A 24,049-nucleotide genomic window follows, 5' to 3' on the forward strand; every position below is an offset into this window, starting at 1 on the left:
TAATGTCACTTGAAGACTTAATGCTCTCTAAAACTCAGAGCACTTTAAGACTTAAAGCATTTTACGAGCGGCTTCTACAACCACTTTGATTGAACGTGCTTCTGTTACTTTTAGAGTGTCGTGATCAGGCGTCTCTTTTTGAGTACGGTTGATGATTACACCAGCAACACAACCTGCTTTCAGACCAGAACTTGCACACATAGTTAGCAGTGTTGCAGATTCCATCTCGAAGTTTAGAACGCCCATGTCTTGCCATTCTTGCATAGAGCCTTGGAAGCGCTTAACAACGCGACCAGAGAACGTGTCGTAACGCTCTTGACCTGGGTAGAACGTATCGCTTGAGGCCGTTACGCCCATGTGAACTGTTGCACCTGATTCATCAACTGCCGCTTTCATTGCTGTTGCAACTTCAAAGTCAGCCACTGCTGGGAACTCCATAGGAGCAAAGTGTAGGCTAGCGCCGTCTAGACGAACAGAACCTGTAGAAACAATCATGTCACCCACGTTTACGTGAGGTTGGATAGCACCAGTCGTACCAACACGTAGGAAAGTGCGAACACCAAGTTGAGCAAGCTCTTCAACTGCGATAGAAGTCGATGGACCACCAATGCCTGTTGAACATACAACAACTGGTTTGCCGTCTAGCTCTGCGCGGTAAAGCGTGTATTCACGGTGACTAGCAAGGAATACTGGGTTCTCCATCTCTTCTGCAATTTTTTGCACACGAGCAGGATCACCAGGGATGATCGCAAGAGTAGCACCGTTAAGATCTGCTTCAGTAACACCTAAGTGGAAAACAGCTTGAGACATAGTTCGCTCCTTTTGGCTTATTGGGCTTTTTACCCTTATTTAAGCTCATAGTAAATTCGTGGGGTACGAACACACTCTAACCAAGCTCATCACAAAATGAAGTGACACATGTCACATGAATGATCGCAACAATAATTCAAGTTTCACAAAAAACCGATTGGCATCACAAAAATAAGCAATCCGCACGCCTATGTTGCATACTAATGAGACAAAAAGCGCCTTTAACGTATTACCGCTAAAGGCGCTTTTATATTAAGAATGCTCTATGTCGGTGAGCTCGATTTAGTCCGCTTTAGATTTAAATCGAAGCAGACGCAATGCGTTCAATGTCACCAATGCAGTTGCACCACTATCCGCTAAAACTGCCACCCACAAACCGGTAATACCTAACAAGCTTGTCACCAAGAATACGACCTTCAAACCAAGCGCAAGGGCTACGTTTTGACGGATGTTGTTCATGGTCGCTTGCGACAGTTCAATCATCGCTGGCAGCTCAGTTAAACGGTTATGAGTCAGTGCTGAATCCGCCGTTTCCAAAGCGACATCCGTACCACCACCCATTGCGATGCCGACATTCGCCGTTTTCATTGCTGGTGCATCATTAATGCCATCACCGACCATCGCCACGTGCGACTGTTGAGATAACTCCTCAACGTAAGATACCTTGTCGCTTGGCAATAGGCTTGCCTTGTACTGCATACCAATCTTGCTACTGATCGCTGCTGCACTGCGCGGATTATCGCCGGTCAACATGATAGATTGAATACCTAATTCATTAAGTCGTTCAATCGCAAGCTTAGCGTCACTGCGTAACGTATCTTGCCAAGCAATCAGACCAATCACCGTCGTAGCTTGCTCTGTTGATTCTTCTTGATCTTTAACCTCAAGAGCAACCACAACCGTCTTGCCCTCACCTTCTAATGCTTCTACCTGAGAAACCACATCGGCACCAAGTTCGAACGTGACTTTAGACGGTGACAGAACCTGATACTTAACACCATCAACATCCCCTTCAACACCACTACCAATCAACGCTTTCTTGTTGTGTGATTCAGGAATCTCAATATTCAGGTCTTTTACTTTAGCGACAAGTGACTGCGCCAACGGGTGAGTAGAGCCAACTTCAATCGCCCCAACCACACGCAGCATCGCGTCTTGTTGCAACCCCGATAGAGGTTGAATATCCGTAACCTGAGGCTTACCTTCGGTCAGTGTGCCTGTCTTATCGAAGGCGATGGTTTGGATTTTACCAAGCTGCTCTAGCGCTGCGCCGCCTTTAATGAGCGCGCCACGTTTCGCTGCTGCTGCTAAGCCAGAGGTAATCGCTGCAGGAGTCGAGATAACCAAGGCACACGGACAAGCAATCAACAATAGCGCTAGGCCACGGTAAACCCATGTTTCCCATGGCTGCGCAAACAACAATGGTGGTGTGATGATGACCAACAGAGCCACTACCATCATTAACGGTGTGTACCAACGGCTGAACTTATCGAGGAATCGCTCTAGTGGTGCTTTACGAGACTCTGCTTCTTCAATCAGATGAAGAATGCGATCGATCGCGTTCTCACCCTGTTTTGAAGTGATGGTGATACGAACCACTTTATCCACCACCACAGCGCCAGCCATGATGCTGTTGCCTTCGATATGTTCAACAGGAACAGATTCCCCCGTTAATGCACTTTCATCGAAGCTTGCAGCGTCGGTAATCAGTTGGCCATCAGCAGGTAAACGTGAGCCCGCCGCCACTTCAATCACATCACCGGGAATCAGTTCACTGACTGCAACTTCGACACGTTCGCCGTTGATGATCTTGGTGGCGTTTTCTGGTACCAATGCCATTAGCGCTTGAACGCCACTTCTTGCTCTTGATGAAGCAAACGCTTCTAAGCGCTCACCAATCAAGAACAACAATAGAACCATCGCTGCTTCCGCAGTTTCGCCAAGGTACAAAGCACCCAGCGCGGCAACACTCATTAAGGTTTCAATAGCAAACGGTGTACCTGAACGCGCCAGCTGAACCGCTTTCTTCGCCACCGGATATAAACCAAGCAGACAAGTTACCGTAAACAAGCCTTCACTTAATTGAGGTGAGGTGATTTTTACAAGCGCCGCAAACAGCATTGCCGCTGCAATCGCGATAATCTGTAAATTAGGTTGGATATAAGCTTGCCAAAAAGTCTCAGGTTGTTGTTTTTCTTTCTTTGAACCGACTTCCGTAAGAGGGAAACCCGTTTTGATAGAGACCTGTTCAATGGTGTCAGCAAGGCTTTCATTATCGAATTTCACAACCAGCTTTTCGGTAGCAAAGAGAACCTTCGCTTGAATAACACCGTCAATATTGCTGATCGCGTTTTCTATTTTTCTTGCACAAGCTGGGCAGTCCATTCCGGCAACCAGCCAACTTTTCGAAAATTTGGCATCGAGAGATAAAGTTGAGGACTGACTGTCTTCTTCTCCACTATCCGACGAACTACAACAATCATCTCCAGACGATGACGAAGCAGCAGAAGAGCTACAACAACCAGATGAAGTACCTGCTGCTGTGATGCTTGAAATTTTAGGGCTAGAGCAACTTGCTCCTGCCGCTTGAGGTTGAACGTCCACTTTTGCTGAGCGGCACGCTGCATGTTTTGCGCACATAATGTATCTCCTTAATACTCAAAAGCCTTGAGGTTGTTGCTAACTTACGAGCAACAGAACCTTAAGTTCATCAAAAGTATAAACCTTGGAGGCTACTCCAAGGTCAAGAAGAAGTTTTCAAGAAAACAAAAATATTATGCCAGCGCCGATGGCTTACTGAGATTTAAGCTCCGCACACTCTTCACGGTTAGCGGATACATCATCAATAAGAACCGCATCGTGTGAACAGAATGGCTGAGTGTTCAAGCTGACAATCGACACATCATCTTCCACTGGATCAACTTGAGATCCTTGCATCAGTTCAGCGATATGATGTCGAAGCACCAAGATACCTAAAATTCCGAACAAAACATTACCCAAAGCTTGACCATAGAGAACACCCAAAGCGCCATACCACTCCGAACCTAGATAGACGAACGGCAGAGTACCTAACGTCGCTTTACCCAAATTCAATGCTGTCGAGTAAAGCGGTTTACCTAGGTTGTTGAAAGACGTGTTGGCAACAAATAGTGCACCGTTAAAGGTGAAGGTTAACGCCACATAGGTACAGAAAGCCGCCACAATGATTGCTGCATCACCTTGTAAGCTAAAGCCTTGAATGACATAACCTTGAACGAAGTACAACAGAATACAAACAGCGATGGTGTATGCCGTAGTAACCAGCAATGAGTTATTGAGTGTTTCTTTTACTCGGTCCATGCGTTCAGCACCAAAGTTCTGACCAATGATTGGCCCCACAGCGCCAGACAAGGCAAAGATAACCGCAAAACAAACTGGCGTCAGACGACCTATCACGGCAAAGCCCGCGACAAAATCCTCACCATATTGTGCGATACCCGTTGTTACAATCGCATTACCGATAGGCGTTGCGGTATTGGTGATAATCGCAGGCAGCGCAATCGCCAATATTGGTCGAATATTAATGCGCCATTGCACAAAAGAAGGCGGAGCTACCAGCTGATGGCTGCGAATAAGAGGATAAAGCGAAAAGAATAGCACCGAGAAACGAGCGACAACCGAAGCGATAGCCGCCCCTTCGATGTTCCAACCAAAACCAAAAATAAACAGAGGATCGAGAATCGCGTTAACAATGCCGCCAGACAAAGTTGCCCACATCGAACGCTTAGCATCACCTGCCGCTCTTAAGCCCGCACCCGCTGCCATCGCTAACGCCAAAAATGGACCACTAGGTAGCAAAATCTGTAGGTAAGCTTGAGCGCGTTCGGCTGCAATGCCTTTGGCGCCTATCGCGGCTAGCAGCTCTGGAATATAAGCGAACATGATTGCAGTTATGGTCGAACTGATAACAAACGCAGTCAGCATGATACTGGTGCTTAGGTTTCGAGCGTGCTCTTGATTCTTGGAGCCGATGGCTTTGGACACTAATGCGCCCATGGCAATGGAAGTACCGATAGAAACGGAGGTAGAAAAGAAAGTCAGCGTACCTGCAAAGCCTACCGCAGCAGCCAATTCAACCTGTCCGAGCATACTGATAAACAGCATGTCGAGCAGATCGACCACAAATAACGCCATCAAACCGACAGAGCCAGCCCCCGACATCACCAATATGTGGCGCATCGTTGAACCTTCAACAAACTTTGCCGTTTGATTTGACATGAAACCTCCAAAAGTTGGAATACCCAAGAGCTAAAGCCTAATCAGCTGTTCAACTGTTCAACTGGCTAGGGATCCAAAAAGAAAGGATCGACCAAGAAAAGCGCTATACAGAAAAAAGGCGCTAGTGCGCCTTTTTTCAATTGAGAGTATTGAGAAAAATAATCGTTCTTAACACGCTACTATACCTGATGTTTGAAGCATTCTTCCAAGTTCTTGCCAATTGCTCTCAAAACATCAGTTCTGGTGATAATACCCACCAGTTTTCGATTATCGATCACAGGGTATGCTTTAGGTTTTCCAACCTGCATCATGTCCGCCAATTCAATAATGGATAAGTCAGGTGACACCGACAGCACTTCTTGGTACATACAGTCACCCACAAGGTGTGTGTCTTGGCAGAAGTAACTGACCTTCACAAGTTTCTCGAGTAAATCCTGCTCTGAAAGGAAGCCAATCACTTGTTCGTTATCATCGATTACGGGCCCACCCATATGGTGGCTACGCATCACTTTGTCTAACGCTAGACTTAACGGCATATCAGGAGTAAATGTCACAACCTGCTGCGTCATGTAATCTTTCACTTTAATAGAATGCATTGCGTTCTCCCTAAATACTTTGCGTCATATATTTTCTATCTTGTTAAGTTAATTGTTGTCTAAAATCTTGATTTTACTAAATGGATTTCAACAATTTTATTGATAGGCAAAACCTAACAAGACAAAAAAGTGAGACAAACAAAGGGTTGAGCACGTTTTCGAACGCCAGAAAAAAGAAAAAAAAGAGCCCTTACAAAGCCTTACTTTCCCTTGCTTAACCTTACTTAGCCGAGCTAGCCTGCGTAAATAAACCCTGTAATCTTCACCTCACTAATAATTAGAAATCCCGTTTTAGGAAGTTTATGCAACACGACAACAACATGTACGCGTATATTTACGCAGGTAACGACGGCACAGAAAACACACTCATCGCCACTATCGATAATCAAGAAAAACCGCTGATATCAAGCTGCGTTGATGAGATAAAACGCATGTCATGCTTAGCCATTGATTTAGCAGAAAAACACGACCTAAAAGTGAAGCTGGTGAAATATCAAAGAGAACAAGAGATCGACTTCGGCCTATTCGTTAAATAGTGAATCCGACACTGATTTGGTTAATCTCTAACTGGCAGCCATAGTAGCATTAGCAAGCGCAATAGCCGTGAATGGCTGCCGAATTCGACCTGACAAGCCTAACGGTTAAAGGCTATAATGATCAGACGGCGCCCTTGCCGATTTTCATTGTCCAAATACGGTTTACTATGTCTTCCCAAACCCCACCTAAAACGTATCTAACGAATTCCTTATCTAAGTTAAAAAGCTACTTTAGTGAGTTATTGGATTTCCAATCACGCATTTGGGTGGTTCATATCTTTGAAGACTCTATTACCGATCAGTCGTTTGTGATTAATGAAGATGGCTTTAAAGAACCGCTAGAGTGGATGAAAAAACGTGATTACCAAGCGAGAATGCTTGATCGTGTTGATAAGATGAAAATCTCACAGGTGATTGAGATTCAGTTCGAAGACAAAATGCATCGCTTGATGCGAGTGAAGTAGCTTTATTGTTTGGGCGTTCACGAAAAGCCCTTGCTAGAAATCAAGTATAAAAAGGCCAGCGCTCGCTGACCTTCTCTCATTGATTACAAACCACCATCTAACGCGCACAATACTCATGCCACAGGCGCACCGCTTTCTGGTATGCCTCAGTTTTATCGTGCGTTTCTGCAAAGAGAATGGCTGTCATGCTGTCGACAACGGTATTCGCCATTAGCGCCATATCTTCAGCCGATGTGCCAAGTACACATTGACTAGGAAGTGGCAGCTCTAGGTTCATCATCTCTTCCCAGTAGAACGATTCGACTTTGTCAGGAGAGCTCATCCATACCGTTTGGCTAACTTTAGGATTATATTCCGACTCACCGTTCATCCCTTTGAATGAAATCACCGAGTGGGATTTATTTCCGATAACATGCTCAACTTCCGCATGAAGTTGTGGAAAGCCAGGATGGAAACTGCCACGCAGACCTAAACGGCCACCACCAGGATTCAATGCTCGAACTACCGTGTTAATTGGTGTTCTCAAACCGTAGCGGTGTTTCCAACCAATCATGGTTTGTGCTTCGGGCGCAAAGTTAGCTAGCGGTAAATAAGCAATGCCGTCTTGTTCAAGAATCGACTTAGCATGTTCAGGGCTCTCAGCACTTTGCACACCGACATCTTGCAAATGGCTTTCAACGTGCGTCCTACCGCTCGGCTTATCCATATAGCCATGCATTAACACTTTATAGCCATTGTCAGCTAAGATTTTTGCCGCCAACAAGTTCCAAGGCTTGCCACTGGCGTTATCGTTACGCTTACCTGCATAACACGGCCAATCAATATCAGCGCCTAAATCTGGCACTCGAGATTGAAACGCTTTTACAAAGCCAGCGATCTCTTCATTGGTTTCATTCTGCACACGAATCAACATCAGTAGCATAGCCATTTGGTCGTCACCGACTTCTCCGCTTAAATACTCATCCATGATGCGGTAGGCTTGTTCGAACGATAAAGGCTTACGCCCTCTTTCTCCTCGTCCAACTGTACGAATACACTCTAAAATACTACTCATTGATTGTTTATTCTCTTCCGTTGATATCAATAAAATTCGAATACACTTTCGATTCTATGATACCCACCGTGCATTGCAAAGCGATTCAGTTGCTCTCGACCGAATTACCAATACGCGGATTGGTGTTCTAAAAGTAAACTTACTGGTGTAAAATTAGCGTATGTAATGCTAACCGCGACATATTGAGTAGTATCCCGATGACTGTAAAAAAAACGCTGAGCCAAAGAAAACGTGAATCGATCGTTGCCGCTGCTATCGCAGAGTTTACTGAGCATGGCTACAAGGCCACCAGCATGGATAAAATATCGAGTCGCGCAGAAGTATCAAAGCGCACCGTATACAATCACTTTGCCAGCAAAGAACTGCTTTTAGATGAGATTCTAGACAGCATTTGGAGCAAAACTCTGGCCGCAACGCATTTCCCATATCAAGCAGAACTGCCACTTGAAGAACAGCTTTCCTCGATAGCCAATCAAGAGCTTGAGTTACTTGAGTCTGAAGGCTTCATCGACCTGTCACGCGTTTTGTTCTCAGAGTATTTCCATAACGCAGAACTGGCGCATCAAGCGATGGAAAAATATTCCCAAGCAGAAAGTGGACTTACAACCTGGATTAAAGCCGCGTTGGCAGACGGTCGTTTAGTAGAACTAGACCCACAATTCGCCTCCACGCAGTTCATTGGTCTGCTTAAGTCTTTTGCGTTTTGGCCGCAAATCATTGGTCATGTGCCGTCACCGGATGCTGCACACAAGCAAGTGCTCATTACTTCAAGTGTCGAGATGTTCCTTAAACAATATCAGGCGTGATTTTGGTGGTTGACGAGAATTCAACCACAATAAAACCATCACTGGTATCCGCTGTTATTTTCCCTATACTGCAACCCACTTTCGTCATTACGACTCAGTAAAACTTCAACTTTAGGTAGCCCTATGATTACTTTCACCACCAACTTTGGCGATATCGAGATTGAACTGAACCTTGAAAAAGCGCCAGTAACGTCGAAAAACTTCCTTAAATACTGCCAAGACGGTTTCTACGAAGGCACGACATTTCACCGTGTTATTGAAGGTTTCATGATTCAAGGTGGTGGTCACACTATCGACATGACAGAAAAACCAACTCGCGCCCCAATCGTCAACGAAGCAAACCGTGGTTTGAAGAATGTGATTGGTTCTGTGGCAATGGCTCGGACTGATGCACCACATTCTGCAACGGCGCAGTTCTTCATCAACCTTGATGACAACGATTTCCTAGATCACACCTCAACAACCAATGCTGGCTGGGGTTACGCGGTATTCGGTAAGGTTTCAGCAGGTATGGATGTGGTAAACAAAATTGCGAAAGCACCAACAACCATTCGCTGGGGACACGAAGATGTGCCTTGCGAAGATATTGTGATTACAAAAGTCACTATTCGCGACTAATTCATTCACGTCCTTTCCCGCCCCTAGTGCATTCGAATTGATGGCATAAAGAAAAGAAGGCTGTGCGATAGGACTATGGTGGTAAGGGTTCGACTTTACCACCTGTATTTAAAGCTCGTTGTTAGAATAGTTACCAGCGAGAACGATAAGTACGGTGACACCCTTTGCACGTCTTATTTGCAGAATTTAACCCTTGCTCTGCACTCGACAAGTCTTGTTCAACAGTCGCCTGATAAGGCTCAGAAAAGCACTTAAAGAACAACTCGTTCCTATCCCCGTTCGTTTAAACAAAGAGTTGATGAACGAGTTAGATGCTGAAGAGCAACAACAAATGCTCAAGCTACTTCAGAAAGTAGTCGCGGCAATCTGATCTTACCGCGTTCACTGCTTAGCAAGCTTAGTGCTTAGAAATTATTACACTCTGAACGTGTATTGAAAAACAACCCACACTCGGCCTTGCGCCGAGTGTTTTATTTTCGTCTCGACCATTTGATATAGCAAAATAGTGAAGCAATGATCACCGCCCCACCGAGCAGCTTCTGCATCTCTACACTTTCGCCAAGCACACTCACACTTAACAGCAGCGTCCACACAGGCTCAAGAATCATGATCAATGCCGCCACTTCCATGTTCACGGAGTGCTGACCGACCGTTTGTAGCAAGTAACGAATAGACGTTGCGATCACCGCAGAGACAATAAACCAGAAGACTAAGGTTTTGGTGATTTCGAACTCCGGCTGAGCTGTCATAGAAGCAAAGGCTAAACCACTCACACCCACCACAAACAGTTGCACACAGATTGATGCGATAGGCTTGATATTGGTAATCACACGCTTGTTCATCACAAAGTGAACAGACAACAACATCGATGCTAGTAAGAAATAAATCTGACTCTGCTCAACATGCCAGCCGTTACCCAAAGTCAGCAACAGCATGCCAATAATCGCGATCGGGAAAGACATCCAAAACGCGCGATTAGGCTTAACTCGAAACAAAATCCAAGACACAAACGGTGCAATGATCATGGCTAAGCTCATGATGAATGCCCCTTCCGACAAGCTTTCAGTCACCGAAACTGCAAACACCCATACCTGCAATGAGGCAGACAACAACAAACCCACGCCGCAAAGAGACAGAATCTGCTTAAACGAAAGCTTACGAATATGGTGAATACAAAATGGCAGAAGAATAAGACTCGCGACGAGGAATCGCACACCAATGAACACTGGCCCAGGCATTTCTAATACCACCAGCTTAGATGCAATCCATCCCACCCCAGCTAGCAGGGTGGCAAATAGAAGGTAAAGCTCTCCGCGCATCGCTTTCACGTTCATCATTTTACTTAGTCCAATAACAAAAAAAGCAACCCGACTCTGCAAGGTTGCTTTTTATAAACATTCAACAGGATCAAGATACTATCTCAATACTCTGTTTCAGGCAGCTGTTTTTAGCCTGCGTATTCTGGGTAATCCGTTAAACCTTTTTCAGCACCGCCGAACAATGTGTTTGGATCGTGCGCTGCAAGTGGGTAACCATTTTGAATACGAGCTGGTAAATCTGGGTTCGCAACGAATGGACGACCAAAACCAACCATGTCAGTTACGCCTTCAGCAACGGCTTTTTCGCCACGCTCGCTATCGTATTTACCCGCATAAATAAGGACACCCTCGTAGGCTTCACGAACTGCCGCTTTAAATGCTTTTGGCGTTTCAGGTGCATCGTCCCAATCAACTTCTGCAATGTGTAGGTAAACAATTTTGTATAGGTTAAGTCGTGCTGCCGCCGCTGTGTAAGTCTCTACTGGTGTAGCGTCAACCGTACCATTCAACGATGTGAACGGAGCAAGGCGGACACCAACACGGTCAGCACCAATCGCTTCAACCATAGCTTCAACCACTTCGCCTAGGAAACGTAAACGGTTTTCAATTGAACCACCGTATTCGTCAGTGCGGTTGTTTGCTTCAGAATCGATGAATTGGTTGATTAAGTAACCATTCGCTGCGTGAAGTTCGATACCATCAAAGCCTGCTTCAACCGCATTCAAAGCCGCTTGGCGATACTGTTCAACCACCTCTTTGATGTCTTGTTTCGTCATTTCACGAGGTTCAACCACATCAACAAAGCCCGGTTCATCAGTACCGTTATCGATGAATACCTTTACGTTTTGTGCTTTAAGTGCAGAAGACGAGATTGGCTGTTCACCACCAATGTTGTCTGGGTGTGTTACACGGCCTACATGCCAAAGTTGAGCGAAGATAACGCCCTCTTTTTCATGTACGGCATCAGTCACTTTTTTCCAACCAGCGATCTGCTCATCAGAATAGATACCCGGAGTCCAAGCATAGCCTTGACCCATAGGTGAAATTTGTGTGCCTTCAGCAATAATCAAACCTGCAGAAGCACGCTGAGCGTAGTAAGCCGCCATCATATCGTTTGCTGAATTACCAGGTTGCGTTGCGCGAGAACGCGTCATCGGTGGCATAACAATACGGTTTTTAAGCTCGATATTACCAAGTTGAATTGGTTGAAATAGTGCGTTTGTCATTGTTATATCCTCGATTAACCTAGTTGAATCAGTTCGATTTGGTAGCCGTCTGGGTCAGTAATAAAAGCGATATGAGTTGAGCCGCCTTTCACTGGACCCGCTTCGCGAGTGACGTTGCCACCTAGCGATTTGATTTTGTCACATGCTGCGTAAATATCTTCTACACCCAATGCCAGATGACCAAACGCGCTGCCCATCTCGTACTCATTCGTATCCCAGTTGTACGTTAGCTCGATAGTCGTGCCGCCTTGCTCATAGCCAACAAAAACCAATGTGTAGCGGTACTCTTTGTTTTCGTGGCGTTCAAGTTCCTTCATTCCCAATACCTTGGTGTAGAACTCGATAGACTTGTCTAAATCAGTAACTCGGATCATTGTGTGTAGGAATTTCATATTTCGCCCTTGATACTTTAATCTCAGCCTCGTTCAGAAGCTAAGTAATGTTCGTTTAGGTTGACCTTGAGGCCACCTACTTCTCTGTTGCTAGGTATATTACTGAACACACACAAATCAGTGAAATTATTAAATATTCTCATTTTAATAATTTTTTGTTATTAACATATTGTCTAGTACCAACTAAGCGACACAAAAAAGGGAAGCCAATACTCCCCTTAGATTTAGACTCTCAATTAAAATCGCAACCGCCTATCTTTAAGCGCCTTCGACATTGAATCTGATGTATTGATGACTTGTTCTCTGAACCATTTATGAGCGGGGTCGCTGTTCTGCTTCTTCAACCAAATCAGGTAATGAGATATCGGCTGATATTCAAAGGGCGGCTTGAACAGCTGCAAACTTAACTTTTCTTGGAACTGCACGGCCATAGATAAAGGCACGACAGTGATGTAATCGGATTGGCTACACAGCAAAATATTACTGAACAGCGAGCGCCCGTGAAACACGATTTTACGCTGGGACAGATCCAAAGAAGTGTAGTGATTCAAACTGCGAACTTTACGTCGTGTTCTGTCTAATACAGCATGCTTTTCACTTAGGAACTGAGCTTCGCTGATTTCACCTTGAATCCGTGGATGATCAGCTCGACACACGATCACAAACTCGCCTTCATAAAGTGTTTCACTGACGATACTTGGGTGTTCAGGCACCACAATATCGATCATCGCATCGAACTCTTGAGTCAAAAGATCTTCATAAATGCGCTCATCACTGTCTGGTTGATCAAAGACTTCCAGCGACAAGTTTTGATTAGGAGGCGCCGCGAAACTATTGAGAAGTACCCACTGTAAGTGCTCAGGTGCAGAAATAACAAACTTACGCTCAGAGGATTGCTCATCAAAATTAGCCATCGACTGAAACACGCCATTGAGTTCATTGATCGGCGCTTTAATTTGTTCATACAAGCTTTGCGCATAAGACGTAGGCGCAACACCTCTTCCTTTGCGAACAAAAAGCTCTTGGCCAATCTCTTTCTTTAGACGAGTTAACGCGGTGCTGATGGTCGATTGATTGGTACTGAGTTGATCCGCAGCTTTACTCAAACTGCCCTGCTCCATCACCGCTGAAAACACAGCCAATAAGTTAAAATTCGGAATGTCATTACTCATGATTCAGTGCTCATTTGGCGATAGATTTAATTATCTTATCGTAAAAGCGATAGAATGAAACAACGGATGCTCATTGAGAAAACAAAACTGAGAAGGAAGCATCATATGGTAAAGAGCAAAAATGTCAGAACAACTCACTCTTTCGAATAGCTGCCACATTCGCCAGATTGGAATCTAAATCTCTTCGCTGTGCCAGTAACGCTTAATCCACCCAAACTCACCCTAGACTGGTCGGAGTATTCAATATTTCCGTCCTGCCTTATTGATACTTTTATAGCCACTTCTATGATCCAGGCTAATTAAATAGACATATTTTATAAGCCGAGTTTGAGCCTGTTCAAATAAACCCACCTCACGTTTAAGCAACCACTCAATTCATCGTAATTACGATAATTCAATATCGCAATAATGCGTAGATAGCACCAGTTACACTTCCTATTATTTCGCCAACAAATCAATTCTTAACCTAAACAGAAAACCTAAAAATGTGTAGATGATGGTGTTGCACACATCACGGAAGACGGCCTTAAAACCCAATGCAGCAAACGAACCTATCAATGGTAGACGTTACTTAAGAATGATTTCGCCAGGTGTTTTTAACACTCTATTCGCGAGAATGCGTTGTCTACGTGGTCAAAGCGATTTTTAATTGTCATCTAGTACTTTTGACTCAGTAGGTCTATACGGTTACGTGAGTTCAACACCTCTTTCAGATGTCTTCTAAAAGTCTTGTACCAAGGCTGCACTTTCTCTCTCCTTATTTAGGTTGAGATATGAACTTTATAAAAATCGTTTTCCAGAAAATCTGGGCCGTTGTGATGGTCTTGATTAAATTCTGCCTGTTTATGGCAGTGATGTTTGCGGGAGCATGGGCTCTTGCACCATTAGGCACAATCCATTCTAAAGACATCGACATGTCTCAATTCAACAATCATCCCAATGAAATGATGATGAACTTCTTCCAGATGGAGTCCTTCTCTGGTTACTTGTTCTCAGTGACCATTGCTGTGGTTTTAGCCGGTGTTTACGGCATGTGGCAGTTGCATGAACTGGGTGTGCATAAAGCAAAAGAGCACAAAAGCGCTCACGTTCAAATCGTGTTTGCACTGTCACTTTGCGGACTCTTCATCAGCAAAACATTCTGGGTTATCGCATTGGTTATCGCATTGGCGAACTGGAAACATATTGGTCAATCACTGAGTGATGTGATTCGCCGTGGTGTTCAGCCTAAACAAGACGCAACCAATACAGAGACAGCCGCAGTCCACGTATCACCTGAACAACCGGTAACAGAGCCGTCTTCAGTAGAGCAATCTTCAAAAGAACAGGCTTCAGAAGAAAAGACTCCAACAACACCATCCGCTACAGAAAAAGAGGTCGCATAATGAAAGAGATGATGATTCCATACATCCTAATTGTATGGTCACTGTTCGCGACAGGCGCACTTAAGAAGAACTTCAAGAACTACACATGGGCTGCCATTGGCGGCGTAACGATTCTTGCGGTATTAGCGGTTATCTCTCGCTTGTGGGCACCCGTTGATCTAACCAACTCAACCACAGTGAAAGCACCACACGCGGTAATGTCACCGATCTTTGGCCAGCAGATCGACCAAGTGCTTGTTGAACACAACCAAATGGTTAAAGAAGGCGACGTAATTTACACACTCGTCGACATTGACTCAGCCGCAGACAAAGCAAAGATCGAATCTTCAATTGTTCAGAAAGAAGAAGAGATCAAGCAAATGAATCGCGACTTAGAGCGTGCTGAAACGTCACCTGAAATTTTCAATATGCGTGACGTAGAAAAGTACGACTCTGATCTTCGAGTGCTGCATGCTGAACTGGTGTCGTTAAAAGCCGATTTACAAAAAGTAAATTGGGCGCAAGAGAAAAAGACCATTAGAGCTGAGTTTGATGGTCAGGTATCGATAGTGAATATTGCTGAAGGTTCTGTCATGGGTAACATGCACCTCTACAACACCAGCAAAAAGTTTCTTGAGATGCGTATTTCAGACCAAACTTATGGCTATGTTCAAGTAGGAGACTTCGCTGAGTTCTTCGTTGATGCATACCCAGGCCACGTGTTCCGAGCAAAAGTACACAGCTTTAATGCCGGTACCGGTGAGTCGAGTATTTCTCCACTTCAGGGGCCACAAAGCGTCGGTCAACACGTGGTAAGAAACGGCAATGGTTTAGGTCGTACTATCGTACTTGAGATCATTGAACCAGAAGGTTACAACATCCCTATTGGTGCAACTGGCGCGGCTTGGATCTCAGCTGAGAAGCCACATCCGTTCTGGGGCTTCATCGATGTAATCGGTGCAGCAACGGTTCGCCTACAATCTTACAAGTCATACTTAGGTGCTTGGTAAACGATTAGCTCTTGATAAGCAATTAAATATTCAATGATTTGGCTGTTATTCACTCGTATCACAGCCACTCATGAACTAGCGACTAATTGTAAAACAAATGCCCTGAATTTCAGGGCATTTTTGTATCTATTGCAAGCTCATTTACTAATTGATTTAGATCAAAATTAATCGCCAATACAATCGTTTATCAAACAAATCATCGAAAAAACGATAGATTGAAATATTATTAGCGCGTAGATAGCGACCTCCCCCACCTCTATCATTTGGCTCAAGAAATCCAATTCCTGTATCCAAATATAAGGTCACTACCATGACTAATACATTCAAAAAAATGGCGCTTCCTGTTGCTATTGCGAGCACTCTACTTGCTTCTGGTTTTGCATCTGCAACACCGATTGTCGAAGCGACATCGAAAATAGGCCAAGAACTTCAGACATCAAATGCTGCGCAATACCAAAACATTGACCTTGATGCTCGCTACAAAAGCGAGGTTCTATTCGAACACAAATCAAACATGTTCTGGGGCACAGGCGAGCGTACCCAAGTTGTTTCTAAAACTGGCCACTCTCTGGCCTACACAGAAGAATCTGACCACGTTCATCCAACTCTAACTAAGCATGGCCGAAAAATGGACCAAGCAATCATCAAAGTTGATGACAACATTTACCTTGGTTACGGTTTTGGTCTCGATACACCAGTAATGATCGAAGGTACTGACGGTATCATTATTGTTGATCCAGGTGAGTCGGTAGAAATGGCTCAATCGGTTAAAGAGCAGTTTCGTCAAATCACCGACAAGCCAGTTAAAGCCATCATCTACTCTCACAACCACATCGACCACATCTCAGGTGTGCGTGCATGGGTAACGGATGAAGAAGTGGCATCAGGTGAAGTGAAAATCATCGCAGAAGAAGGCCTAACCGCGGCAGTGGCTAACTGGTCTTCAAACCTAGGTACTCTATTTGGTCACCGTACTTCTTACACAGGCGCTAAGCACGTAGAAGAAGGCGAGCACGGCACAGTAAACGATGGCCTTGGTCCACGCTTCATGCAAGGTGCTATCTCGTTCATTGAACCAAACCTGCTTGTACCAAGCCAAAGCCACATCGAAATCGAAATTGCTGGCGTGAAAATGCACATCGAGAACGTGCCATCTGAAACCAAAGATGAGCTAGTGGTTTACTTCCCAGAGCAAAAAATCCTGCACGCGGCTGAAGTACTTCAAGGTGAGAACTTCCCTAACCTTCACACCATCCGTGGTACTAAATTCCGTGACCCATCAATGTGGTTCAAGGGCATCGACGTAATGCGTAAGTTCGACACTGAGATCATGATTAACTCTCACGGTCGCCCTGTTGAAGGTAAAGAAGCGGTAGCTGACGTATTAACGGCTTACCGTGATGCGATTCAATACACGCATGACCAAACAATCCGTTACATGAACAAAGGTATGACGCCAGACGAGCTAGTTGAAGTGGTTAAACTTCCTAAGCACCTTGCAGAACACCCTTGGTTAGGTGAGCACTACGGCACTGTTGCACACGCCGTTCGCCAGATTTACGTAGGTTACAACGGTTTCTTCGAAGCGGATCCATGGCAGCTAGAGCCAATGGCTTACGAGCAACGCGCTAAAGCATTCGTAGAGATCATGGGCGGTCGTGACAACATCATCGACACAGCAAAAGCGGCGATGAACGCAGAGAACTACACCTTTGCAGCAGAGATTCTTTCTTACCCAATCACGGTAAACAAAGATGACATGGAAGCACGCTTACTGAAAGCACAAGCTTACAAAGCATGGTCTGCAGATCAAGTGAACATCAACTGGCGCAACTGGGCATTGAATGCTGCAGCTGAACTAGAAGGTACTCGTGATTTCTCTAACATGATCAGCTTCGCTTCTGTAGACGTACTAACTGCGCTACCAAGTAAGCAAATCTTCGATATGATGACCTCAACGCTTATCGCAGAAAACTCGTTAGACGTAAACATGATGCTAACGTACAACTTCTCTGATACGAACGAAGCATTCACTATCGAAATCCGTAACGGTATTGCTCAGTTACACGAAGAAGCAGTGAAAGGTGCAGACGTTCAAATCGACACTACTCGTGCCGTACTGAACCAAATATTGATTGCGGGTCCAAACGCTCAACAAGTGATTGGTACTAACCTACAGTCTGGTGCATTCAAGTTCTCGAATGGCGACATCAAAGGCTTCGGTCAATTCATGAGCTACTTCGATAAGCCAATGACTCCAGAAGAGATCATGCTCATCGTTCGCTAATAATCAAAGGCTGCTAAGGATGGCGAGTCGATAACTTAGGGACCCATTGTGGTCCCTTTATCGTTTATTTATTGGTACAGTTCGCAACCTTAACTCAACGATCTAGGTCTATTGTTGGAGTAAGGAAACTGCCCTGCTTCTTTTAAGGTTCACACATGCTAAAACGTTTTGTTCTTTTGCTTTCACTCAGTTCTTCTCTGGTATTAGCTTGCGGATTACACCAAGAAACCGGATTTAGTTTAGTGACAGAGCCCGGTTCACTGGAGGTATTTGGCAATGTCATCACAGCAAGGCAAGATGACGAGTTCGGAAACCTAGATAAACCGGATCATTTCAAACTGTTTTCGATAAAGTCAGCACTCGCAAAGGCGCATCCGAGTAAGATTGAATTCAACTTATTTGAAGCGATTAAAGGTCACTACAGCCAAATCAGCATTGAAAAAGGCGTGAACATTTCAGGAAGAGACACTTTGCCGACAGAGAACGATTTATTGCTTATTACAGAGCTCGACGTGTTCGATGCATTAGCGAACGGAACGATCTCTTGGGATCAAGCGACACTGAATGGATTAGTGGTAATCAATGGCCCTCAAGACAAACGAGAGCAGCTTGAAGATTGGCTTAGTGATATTTTTGAAGGGTAATAGCTTAAAGCGGGACAGATAAAAAGTCGTCAAACCCTCGGACTTCAGAACATTGAGGGTTCAACGACAAACTTAAATCAAAAAAGCGTAGGCAGCGGAATCAGTTCGAGCCCTAGTACGCCACTGATGCCCATCACCACCAGCAGAGAGACCTTGAAAACGGTCTTTGACCACTGAATGTAGTTGAGGCAATCGACCTTGCGGAATGTCACTTTGGTCCACATAAAGCAAACGGCCGCCGACACCGCTAGGTATTCATAACCCGCCTCTCCGAGTAAGAACAACGCCAGAGCAACTGCGCCAAACGCTACTACATACGCTTTCATGTGCTGATGTGCTTTGTCGACGCCCTCTTTCACCGGTAACACAGGTATACCTGCATCGCGGTAGTCTTGAATGCGGAACATCGCAATCGCATACGAGTGTGGCATCTGCCATAAGCAGAACATGATGAACAGCAGAACGGCTTCTAAGCTCAAGTAATTCGTCACACCAAGGTAACCAACTAATGGCGGAACTGCGCCAGAAATACTGCCAACTAAAGTGCCGTACACCGATGTACGCTTGTACCACATGGTGTAGAAAAAGACGTAAAACACATAGCCAAGCAACACCATGACCGCAGAGATCGGATTAGCGAACTGAAACAGAAGCGCTGTGCCTAAGAGCAGTAAAACCAAGGCATAAACGAACGCGACGTCCGTATTGATGTTGCCCTGAACCAATTCTCGATTTTGTGTGCGCTTCATCTTTTGGTCGATGTCTCGATCAAAGATGTTATTCACCACACAACCTGATGCAATCACAAGTCCCACACCCGCTAATGTTGTCAGTAACAACATCGCATTGGCTGGTTCTGTTTTTGCGGCGAGGAAGAACCCCGCCGCAACAGAAATCAGGTTGCCGAAAATGATGCCCGGTTTGGTGATAGACAGATATCTTTTCAGCATACCTAGCCTACAACTTCATGTTGACGTTCATGTTGTAGATGATCCATACCGAGCCAGCGATAAGAATCAATACAACAATGGCGGTAAACATCAATGACACCAAGTTCCAACGCCCATCGGGAGATTTCGCTTCCATGTGCAAGAAGTACTTAAAGTGGACAAAGATTTGCACCAGCGCACAGCCGAACAAGATCACGTAAGTTTCCGTACTTGGTAGCGCATGTGCCCACACAATGTAGAACGGAATAATGGTGAGAATTAGTGAAGCAATAAAGCCTTTCACGTAATCCGTTGCACCGCTGTCTAGATGCTGTTCCATTACATCACCCCCATTAAGTACACGATGGTAAATACACAAATCCAAACGATATCAAGGAAATGCCAGAACAAACTTAAGCACTGGAAACGCATCGACATGTTGTCGTTCAAGCCTTTGGTTGAAAGTTGGTGATACGCCACCGCCATCCAGATAAGACCGAACGTTACGTGCAAACCGTGTGTACCAACCAAGGTAAAGAACGCTGAAAGGAACGCACTCTCTTGAGGACCATAACCTTCTGCAATCAAGTGGTGGAACTCATACACTTCCATACAGATAAAGGCTAAGCCCAATACGAAAGTCACTTTGATCCATCGCTTCAGTCCGGTCACGTCTTTGCGCTTCATTGCAATCATTCCAAAACCAAAGGTGATGCTACTGAACAGCAGCATCATGGTTTCGACAAACACGAACGGCAGTTCAAAGATGTCTTTACCTGTCGGCCCTGCAATTGATCCACTCTCAAGCACGGCATACGTCGCGAAAAGCGTGGCAAACAGGACACAGTCACTCATCAAGTAAACCCAGAAGCCAAACAACTTATTCCCCGCAGCTTCGTGGTGATGATCATGCGAGTGTGCAAGATCATAAGTGTGTGACGGAGTATTAGCTTGCATACGTCGTCTCCAAGTCATCTTTTTTGTCGTTGTTATCAGTGTCAGCGCTGTTACCACGACCAGAATGGTCGCCTTTCACTGACTGTTTCTTCGCTTCTGCAAGCTGTGCACGTCGAGCCGCTTCAATCGCTTTGATCTCTTCAACTTCCACGTAGTAGTCCACATCGTCGTTGTAGCTGTGTTGAATACACGTCACCACGATGCCTACTAAGCTTGCAGCCGCTAGCCACCAGATGTACCAGATCATTGCGAAGCCAAATGCCAACGCCCATGCAGACACATAAATGCCTGTCGGTGTGTTCTTCGGCATGTGAATACGTTCGTATTCTTCTTCCTGAGTTGGATCAAACTCACCACTTTGCTTTTGATACCAGAACGAATCGATCTCATCGCCCTTAGGCAATTTTGCAAAGTTATAGAACGGTGGTGGTGACGATGTCGCCCATTCGAATGTACGTCCGCCCCAAGGGTCACCCGTTAGATCTCGGTTTTGGTCGCGGTCACGAACACTCACGTAAATCTGAACGAACTGACACACCACACCCATCGCAATCACGCCCGTACCTGCAGCCGCAACCGCCAATAGTGGGAAGAACTCAGGGTTAATGTCTTGGCTCAAACGACGCGTCATGCCCATAAAACCTAGAGCGTAAAGCGGCAAGAACGCCATCAAGAAGCCGATGATCCAGCAGTAGAACGCGCGTTTGCCCCAAAGCTCGTTCAAAGTGAAACCGGTCGCTTTCGGGAACCAGTAACCAATCGCAGCGAAACAACCGAACACTACGCCACCGATGATTACGTTGTGGAAATGCGCAATCAGGAATACTGAGTTATGCAGAATGAAGTCTGCACCCGGTACTGCCATTAACACGCCCGTCATACCACCAACGGTGAAGGTGATAAGGAAGCCAACTGTCCACAACATAGGTGTTGTGAAACGGATACGACCTTTGTACATGGTGAACAGCCAGTTGAAGATCTTAACCCCGGTCGGGATAGAGATAATCATGGTTGCGATGCCAAAGAAGGCATTCACATTGGCGCCTGAACCCATGGTAAAGAAGTGATGCAGCCAAACCACAAACGCTAAAATAGTGATAGCCACCGTCGCCCATACCAGTGAGGTATAACCAAACAGTTTTTTGCGAGAGAAGGTTGCAGTCACTTCAGAGAACACACCGAAGATAGGCAAGATTAGGATGTACACCTCAGGGTGTCCCCATGCCCAAATCAGATTCACATACATCATCACGTTGCCACCAAGGTCGTTGGTGAAGAAGTGCGTGCCGATGTATCTATCCAACGTCAGAAGCGCGATGGTTACCGTTAGGATTGGGAAAGAGATGATGATCAGGATGTTGGCACACAGAGATGCCCAAGTGAATACTGGCATCTTCATCATTGGCATAGACGGAGTACGCATGCGCAAAATGGTCGCAAAGAAGTTCACACCCGTTAGCGTAGTACCCACACCGGATATTTGCAGCGCCCATATCCAATAATCGACACCCACCCCCGGGCTTGCCTCAATACCGGAAAGCGGCGGATACGCCAACCAACCCGTGCGGCCAAACTCACCTAAGCCCAGTGACATGTTGGTTAGGATAATACCCACCACAAACAGCCAGAAGCTCAGGTTATTCAGATAAGGAAATGCAACATCACGAGCACCGATTTGCAACGGCACGATGATGTTCATCAAACCGATAACCAAAGGCATCGCTACGAAGAAAATCATGATCACGCCGTGAGCCGTGAAGATCTGGTCGTAGTGATGTGGCGGCAAATAGCCCGTTTCACCGGCTGCAGAAAGCAATTGCTGGCTACGCATCATGACCGCATCGGCAAAGCCACGAACTAACATCACCATCGCTACCGCAATGTACATGAAGCCTAGTTTTTTGTGGTCTACAGACGTAAACCATTCATTCCAAAGGTATTGCCACTTACCGGCTTTTGTTACCGCATACACCACTAAACTACCCACTAAAGCGATCATGGTTAAGGTGATCAAAATAATGGGTTCGTGGTAGGGAATTGAGTCTAGAGTTAATCTTCCAAACATGACGATTATCCTTGGGTTTCCGGCAGACAGTTCATTGAACCAGGGTGCTGGGTCACGACATCAGTGAATAAAAATGGTGGGATACTAGAAAACAGCGTCACAGGTTCAGCCACACTTGGCGCGGCCAATGAAAGGAACTGCTCCCAATCTTCAATGCGATCAGGGCTTGCTTTCACTTTCTCCACCCAGTTTAAAAACGCCACTTGATCAGGCAGAGCTGATGCGGTGAATTTCATCTGTGAGAACCCTTTGCCACTGTAGTTCGATGCAAAGCCTTTGAAGTCACCTTCGTGGTTTGCAATCAAATTCAACTTGGTCACCATTCCCGGCATCGCGTAGATCTGCGAACCAAGACGCGGGATAAAGAATGCGTTCATGATGTTGTCTGAAGTCAGCTTAAACGTCACCGGAACATCTTTCGGGAACGCAACATAGTTAACCGTCGCAATGTTTTGCTCCGGATAGATGAACAGCCATTTCCAGTCCAGAGAGACCACTTCGATCACCATAGGCTTAACGTCACTCACCAGAGGCTTTGATGGCTCTAATTCGTGTGTTGTTCGCCAAGTGATGGTGGCTAGAATCGCGATGATGATGATTGGAATCGTCCATACCACCACTTCAATCTTGGTTGAGTGTGCCCAGTCAGGTGCATACTCTTCCGTGGTATTGCTCTCGCGGTATCGGTAAGCAAAGTAGATGGTCATCAGAATCACTGGGATGACGACAATCAACATCAGCAACAGAGCCGTGATAATCAGCTCTTTTTCCTGAACGCCAACGCTACCTTTTGGGTCGAGCAATGCGGAGTTACATCCTTCGAGCATCAGAACGGTTCCCAGCAAACCAATCTTCGACAAATTTGTCCTCGATAAAATGCGTTTATATCTTGAAGCTTCCATTAACTTTCTCGATGGTTATCCAGCCTCAGAACGAACGTCTGAGTACTGGTTGTCATGATCATTAGAATATTTATGTGTTGAGCATGTGAAACGCCGCATCTCAAAAAGCAATGCAATAAGGTTCGTTACTGCTGGGTTAAAACCACACAGAAAACATGACTTAATTGTTACACTTTGAAATACATTGTTACATTCGGCGCATTATGAAGAGTTGAAATTGAAAGCTCACCAAACAAACTTGGAAACTAACCTTCCATTTATGAAGACGAAAACTAAGAAGCAGTAAGCGATTAAGACACACATCAATAGCGTGCTACACAGATGGAGCCAGTACTGACAAGGGATTTAGAAAAAGTAGATAAACACTCGCGCGTCACCACTGCTCAGGGCAAGTTCAAGGTACATTAGAAAGAGCGAATAAATAGAAGTGTGACGCCCATCAAGATTGTGAATTCACATACCATTTACAAGGTATTCACTGGTTAGATTATTCAAAATACCCACTCATTCACCAGCAAGATAACCAAGCATTCATCGATGTACTACTGTGACGAATTGAAAGAATATTATGACTAACAGAAAGGATAATTTGACTAATTGAGAACGTTATAGCGGTGAAAAGAACAACACAATGGTAGGAA

22 protein-coding genes and 2 pseudogenes are annotated in these 24,049 nt (G+C 45.2%); 9 read left to right on the top strand and 15 right to left on the bottom strand.

The genetic code is table 11. The features are described from left to right. Positions 1 to 51: 51 nt before the first annotated feature. The 4 genes from udp to AB4133_RS02990 form a co-directional block, all read right to left on the bottom strand. Entirely contained in the window at positions 52 to 810 is a 759-nt protein-coding gene (udp, locus tag AB4133_RS02975; protein WP_017065292.1) for a uridine phosphorylase, read from the bottom strand. A 282-nt stretch (positions 811 to 1,092) separates the two neighbouring features. After that, positions 1,093 to 3,450 (bottom strand): zinc/cadmium/mercury/lead-transporting ATPase, encoded by a 2,358-nt coding sequence (locus tag AB4133_RS02980; protein ID WP_372223931.1) that lies wholly within the window; start codon positions 3,448 to 3,450, stop codon positions 1,093 to 1,095. 153 nt (positions 3,451 to 3,603) lie between these two features. After that, entirely contained in the window at positions 3,604 to 5,067 is a 1,464-nt protein-coding gene (locus tag AB4133_RS02985) for an MATE family efflux transporter (protein WP_371724662.1), read from the bottom strand. A 179-nt stretch (positions 5,068 to 5,246) separates the two neighbouring features. Then, the gene (locus tag AB4133_RS02990) at positions 5,247 to 5,663 is read right to left on the bottom strand and encodes a CBS domain-containing protein (protein WP_017060213.1); all 417 of its coding nucleotides are present in this window, start codon (positions 5,661 to 5,663) and stop codon (positions 5,247 to 5,249) included. A 302-nt stretch (positions 5,664 to 5,965) separates the two neighbouring features. Here AB4133_RS02990 and AB4133_RS02995 point away from each other — a divergent pair, with 302 nt between their 5' ends. Both AB4133_RS02995 and AB4133_RS03000 read left to right on the top strand, forming a co-directional pair. Further along, positions 5,966 to 6,199, top strand: coding sequence for a hypothetical protein (locus AB4133_RS02995; RefSeq protein WP_372223933.1), 234 nt, complete (start codon positions 5,966 to 5,968; stop codon positions 6,197 to 6,199). Positions 6,200 to 6,366: 167 nt separating this feature from the next. After that, complete coding sequence (locus tag AB4133_RS03000) at positions 6,367 to 6,663, top strand: hypothetical protein (RefSeq protein WP_029235295.1); 297 nt, start codon at positions 6,367 to 6,369, stop codon at positions 6,661 to 6,663. 97 nt (positions 6,664 to 6,760) lie between these two features. Here AB4133_RS03000 and AB4133_RS03005 read toward each other — a convergent pair whose 3' ends face one another. Further along, on the bottom strand, positions 6,761 to 7,747 hold the full coding sequence (locus tag AB4133_RS03005) for a glycosyl transferase family protein (RefSeq protein ID WP_081324522.1): 987 nt from the start codon (positions 7,745 to 7,747) through the stop codon (positions 6,761 to 6,763). Positions 7,748 to 7,914: 167 nt separating this feature from the next. Here AB4133_RS03005 and AB4133_RS03010 point away from each other — a divergent pair, with 167 nt between their 5' ends. Then, positions 7,915 to 8,523: a TetR/AcrR family transcriptional regulator gene (locus AB4133_RS03010; RefSeq protein ID WP_017066785.1), complete on the top strand. Its 609-nt coding sequence runs from the start codon at positions 7,915 to 7,917 to the stop codon at positions 8,521 to 8,523. A 123-nt stretch (positions 8,524 to 8,646) separates the two neighbouring features. Then, the gene (locus AB4133_RS03015) at positions 8,647 to 9,141 is read left to right on the top strand and encodes a peptidylprolyl isomerase (RefSeq protein WP_017060208.1); all 495 of its coding nucleotides are present in this window, start codon (positions 8,647 to 8,649) and stop codon (positions 9,139 to 9,141) included. Between the two features lie 130 nt (positions 9,142 to 9,271). Here AB4133_RS03015 and AB4133_RS03020 read toward each other — a convergent pair. Continuing rightward, a pseudogene (locus AB4133_RS03020) lies at positions 9,272 to 9,388 on the bottom strand (cytochrome c); the annotation flags it as partial. On the opposite strand from AB4133_RS03020, the pseudogene AB4133_RS03025 reads away from it, so the two are divergent. Then, positions 9,386 to 9,511, top strand: a pseudogene (locus AB4133_RS03025) (MarR family transcriptional regulator); the annotation flags it as partial. The pseudogenes AB4133_RS03020 and AB4133_RS03025 sit on opposite strands and share 3 nt — an antisense overlap. A 100-nt stretch (positions 9,512 to 9,611) precedes the next feature. Here AB4133_RS03025 and AB4133_RS03030 read toward each other — a convergent pair. The 4 genes from AB4133_RS03030 to AB4133_RS03045 form a co-directional block, all read right to left on the bottom strand. After that, entirely contained in the window at positions 9,612 to 10,478 is an 867-nt protein-coding gene (locus AB4133_RS03030) for a DMT family transporter (RefSeq protein ID WP_017060207.1), read from the bottom strand. Positions 10,479 to 10,588: 110 nt separating this feature from the next. Continuing rightward, the gene (locus AB4133_RS03035; protein ID WP_017060206.1) at positions 10,589 to 11,686 is read right to left on the bottom strand and encodes an alkene reductase; all 1,098 of its coding nucleotides are present in this window, start codon (positions 11,684 to 11,686) and stop codon (positions 10,589 to 10,591) included. A gap of 14 nt (positions 11,687 to 11,700) precedes the next feature. Further along, positions 11,701 to 12,078 (bottom strand): lactoylglutathione lyase, encoded by a 378-nt coding sequence (gene gloA, locus AB4133_RS03040; RefSeq protein WP_017066787.1) that lies wholly within the window; start codon positions 12,076 to 12,078, stop codon positions 11,701 to 11,703. A gap of 236 nt (positions 12,079 to 12,314) precedes the next feature. Next, entirely contained in the window at positions 12,315 to 13,250 is a 936-nt protein-coding gene (locus AB4133_RS03045; protein WP_372223934.1) for a LysR family transcriptional regulator, read from the bottom strand. Positions 13,251 to 14,023: 773 nt separating this feature from the next. Here AB4133_RS03045 and AB4133_RS03050 point away from each other — a divergent pair. The 4 genes from AB4133_RS03050 (at position 14,024) to AB4133_RS03065 (ending at position 18,555) form a co-directional block, all read left to right on the top strand. Beyond that, entirely contained in the window at positions 14,024 to 14,635 is a 612-nt protein-coding gene (locus AB4133_RS03050) for a hypothetical protein (RefSeq protein ID WP_017065282.1), read from the top strand. Next, on the top strand, positions 14,635 to 15,624 hold the full coding sequence (locus AB4133_RS03055) for an HlyD family secretion protein (protein ID WP_372223936.1): 990 nt from the start codon (positions 14,635 to 14,637) through the stop codon (positions 15,622 to 15,624). The genes AB4133_RS03050 and AB4133_RS03055 overlap by 1 nt, the downstream gene beginning before the upstream one ends. A gap of 310 nt (positions 15,625 to 15,934) precedes the next feature. Further along, on the top strand, positions 15,935 to 17,911 hold the full coding sequence (locus tag AB4133_RS03060) for an alkyl sulfatase dimerization domain-containing protein (RefSeq protein ID WP_372223937.1): 1,977 nt from the start codon (positions 15,935 to 15,937) through the stop codon (positions 17,909 to 17,911). A gap of 155 nt (positions 17,912 to 18,066) precedes the next feature. Next, positions 18,067 to 18,555, top strand: a complete 489-nt coding sequence (locus AB4133_RS03065) for a hypothetical protein (RefSeq protein WP_017060200.1) — start codon at positions 18,067 to 18,069, stop codon at positions 18,553 to 18,555. A gap of 77 nt (positions 18,556 to 18,632) precedes the next feature. Here the strand turns inward: AB4133_RS03065 and cyoE are convergent, their stop codons facing one another. Genes cyoE through cyoA form a run of 5 tightly spaced genes read right to left on the bottom strand, consistent with a single transcriptional unit; the run spans position 18,633 to position 23,408 of the window. After that, entirely contained in the window at positions 18,633 to 19,505 is an 873-nt protein-coding gene (cyoE, locus tag AB4133_RS03070; RefSeq protein WP_372223938.1) for a heme o synthase, read from the bottom strand. Positions 19,506 to 19,512: 7 nt separating this feature from the next. Beyond that, a complete protein-coding gene (cyoD, locus tag AB4133_RS03075; protein WP_017066633.1) occupies positions 19,513 to 19,824 on the bottom strand; it encodes a cytochrome o ubiquinol oxidase subunit IV in 312 nt (103 codons plus the stop codon). After that, positions 19,824 to 20,459: a cytochrome o ubiquinol oxidase subunit III gene (gene cyoC / locus AB4133_RS03080; RefSeq protein ID WP_080967339.1), complete on the bottom strand. Its 636-nt coding sequence runs from the start codon at positions 20,457 to 20,459 to the stop codon at positions 19,824 to 19,826. The genes cyoD and cyoC overlap by 1 nt, the downstream gene beginning before the upstream one ends. Beyond that, entirely contained in the window at positions 20,431 to 22,506 is a 2,076-nt protein-coding gene (cyoB, locus tag AB4133_RS03085; RefSeq protein ID WP_372223941.1) for a cytochrome o ubiquinol oxidase subunit I, read from the bottom strand. The genes cyoC and cyoB overlap by 29 nt, the downstream gene beginning before the upstream one ends. Positions 22,507 to 22,511: 5 nt before the next feature. Next, a complete protein-coding gene (gene cyoA / locus AB4133_RS03090) occupies positions 22,512 to 23,408 on the bottom strand; it encodes a ubiquinol oxidase subunit II (protein WP_372223943.1) in 897 nt (298 codons plus the stop codon). Positions 23,409 to 24,049: the final 641 nt, after the last annotated feature.

Source organism: Vibrio sp. 10N.286.52.F8, assembly GCF_041468745.1.
GTDB classification, from domain to species: domain Bacteria; phylum Pseudomonadota; class Gammaproteobacteria; order Enterobacterales; family Vibrionaceae; genus Vibrio; species Vibrio crassostreae_C.

Excerpts from the sequence above, each read along its gene's own strand:
- AB4133_RS02995 (WP_372223933.1), top strand. The coding sequence starts at position 5,966 with ATGCAACACGACAACAACATGTACGCGTATATTTACGCAGGTAACGAC.
- AB4133_RS03055 (WP_372223936.1), top strand. The coding sequence starts at position 14,635 with ATGAAAGAGATGATGATTCCATACATCCTAATTGTATGGTCACTGTTC.
- cyoC (WP_080967339.1), bottom strand. The coding sequence starts at position 20,459 with ATGACTTGGAGACGACGTATGCAAGCTAATACTCCGTCACACACTTAT.
- AB4133_RS03010 (WP_017066785.1), top strand. The coding sequence starts at position 7,915 with ATGACTGTAAAAAAAACGCTGAGCCAAAGAAAACGTGAATCGATCGTT.
- AB4133_RS03050 (WP_017065282.1), top strand. The coding sequence starts at position 14,024 with ATGAACTTTATAAAAATCGTTTTCCAGAAAATCTGGGCCGTTGTGATG.
- AB4133_RS03030 (WP_017060207.1), bottom strand. The coding sequence starts at position 10,478 with ATGATGAACGTGAAAGCGATGCGCGGAGAGCTTTACCTTCTATTTGCC.
- gloA (WP_017066787.1), bottom strand. The coding sequence starts at position 12,078 with ATGAAATTCCTACACACAATGATCCGAGTTACTGATTTAGACAAGTCT.
- AB4133_RS03015 (WP_017060208.1), top strand. The coding sequence starts at position 8,647 with ATGATTACTTTCACCACCAACTTTGGCGATATCGAGATTGAACTGAAC.
- cyoE (WP_372223938.1), bottom strand. The coding sequence starts at position 19,505 with ATGCTGAAAAGATATCTGTCTATCACCAAACCGGGCATCATTTTCGGC.
- cyoA (WP_372223943.1), bottom strand. The coding sequence starts at position 23,408 with ATGGAAGCTTCAAGATATAAACGCATTTTATCGAGGACAAATTTGTCG.
- AB4133_RS02990 (WP_017060213.1), bottom strand. The coding sequence starts at position 5,663 with ATGCATTCTATTAAAGTGAAAGATTACATGACGCAGCAGGTTGTGACA.
- AB4133_RS02985 (WP_371724662.1), bottom strand. The coding sequence starts at position 5,067 with ATGTCAAATCAAACGGCAAAGTTTGTTGAAGGTTCAACGATGCGCCAC.
- cyoB (WP_372223941.1), bottom strand. The coding sequence starts at position 22,506 with ATGTTTGGAAGATTAACTCTAGACTCAATTCCCTACCACGAACCCATT.
- AB4133_RS03000 (WP_029235295.1), top strand. The coding sequence starts at position 6,367 with ATGTCTTCCCAAACCCCACCTAAAACGTATCTAACGAATTCCTTATCT.
- AB4133_RS03035 (WP_017060206.1), bottom strand. The coding sequence starts at position 11,686 with ATGACAAACGCACTATTTCAACCAATTCAACTTGGTAATATCGAGCTT.
- AB4133_RS02980 (WP_372223931.1), bottom strand. The coding sequence starts at position 3,450 with ATGTGCGCAAAACATGCAGCGTGCCGCTCAGCAAAAGTGGACGTTCAA.
- cyoD (WP_017066633.1), bottom strand. The coding sequence starts at position 19,824 with ATGGAACAGCATCTAGACAGCGGTGCAACGGATTACGTGAAAGGCTTT.
- AB4133_RS03065 (WP_017060200.1), top strand. The coding sequence starts at position 18,067 with ATGCTAAAACGTTTTGTTCTTTTGCTTTCACTCAGTTCTTCTCTGGTA.
- AB4133_RS03060 (WP_372223937.1), top strand. The coding sequence starts at position 15,935 with ATGACTAATACATTCAAAAAAATGGCGCTTCCTGTTGCTATTGCGAGC.
- AB4133_RS03045 (WP_372223934.1), bottom strand. The coding sequence starts at position 13,250 with ATGAGTAATGACATTCCGAATTTTAACTTATTGGCTGTGTTTTCAGCG.
- udp (WP_017065292.1), bottom strand. The coding sequence starts at position 810 with ATGTCTCAAGCTGTTTTCCACTTAGGTGTTACTGAAGCAGATCTTAAC.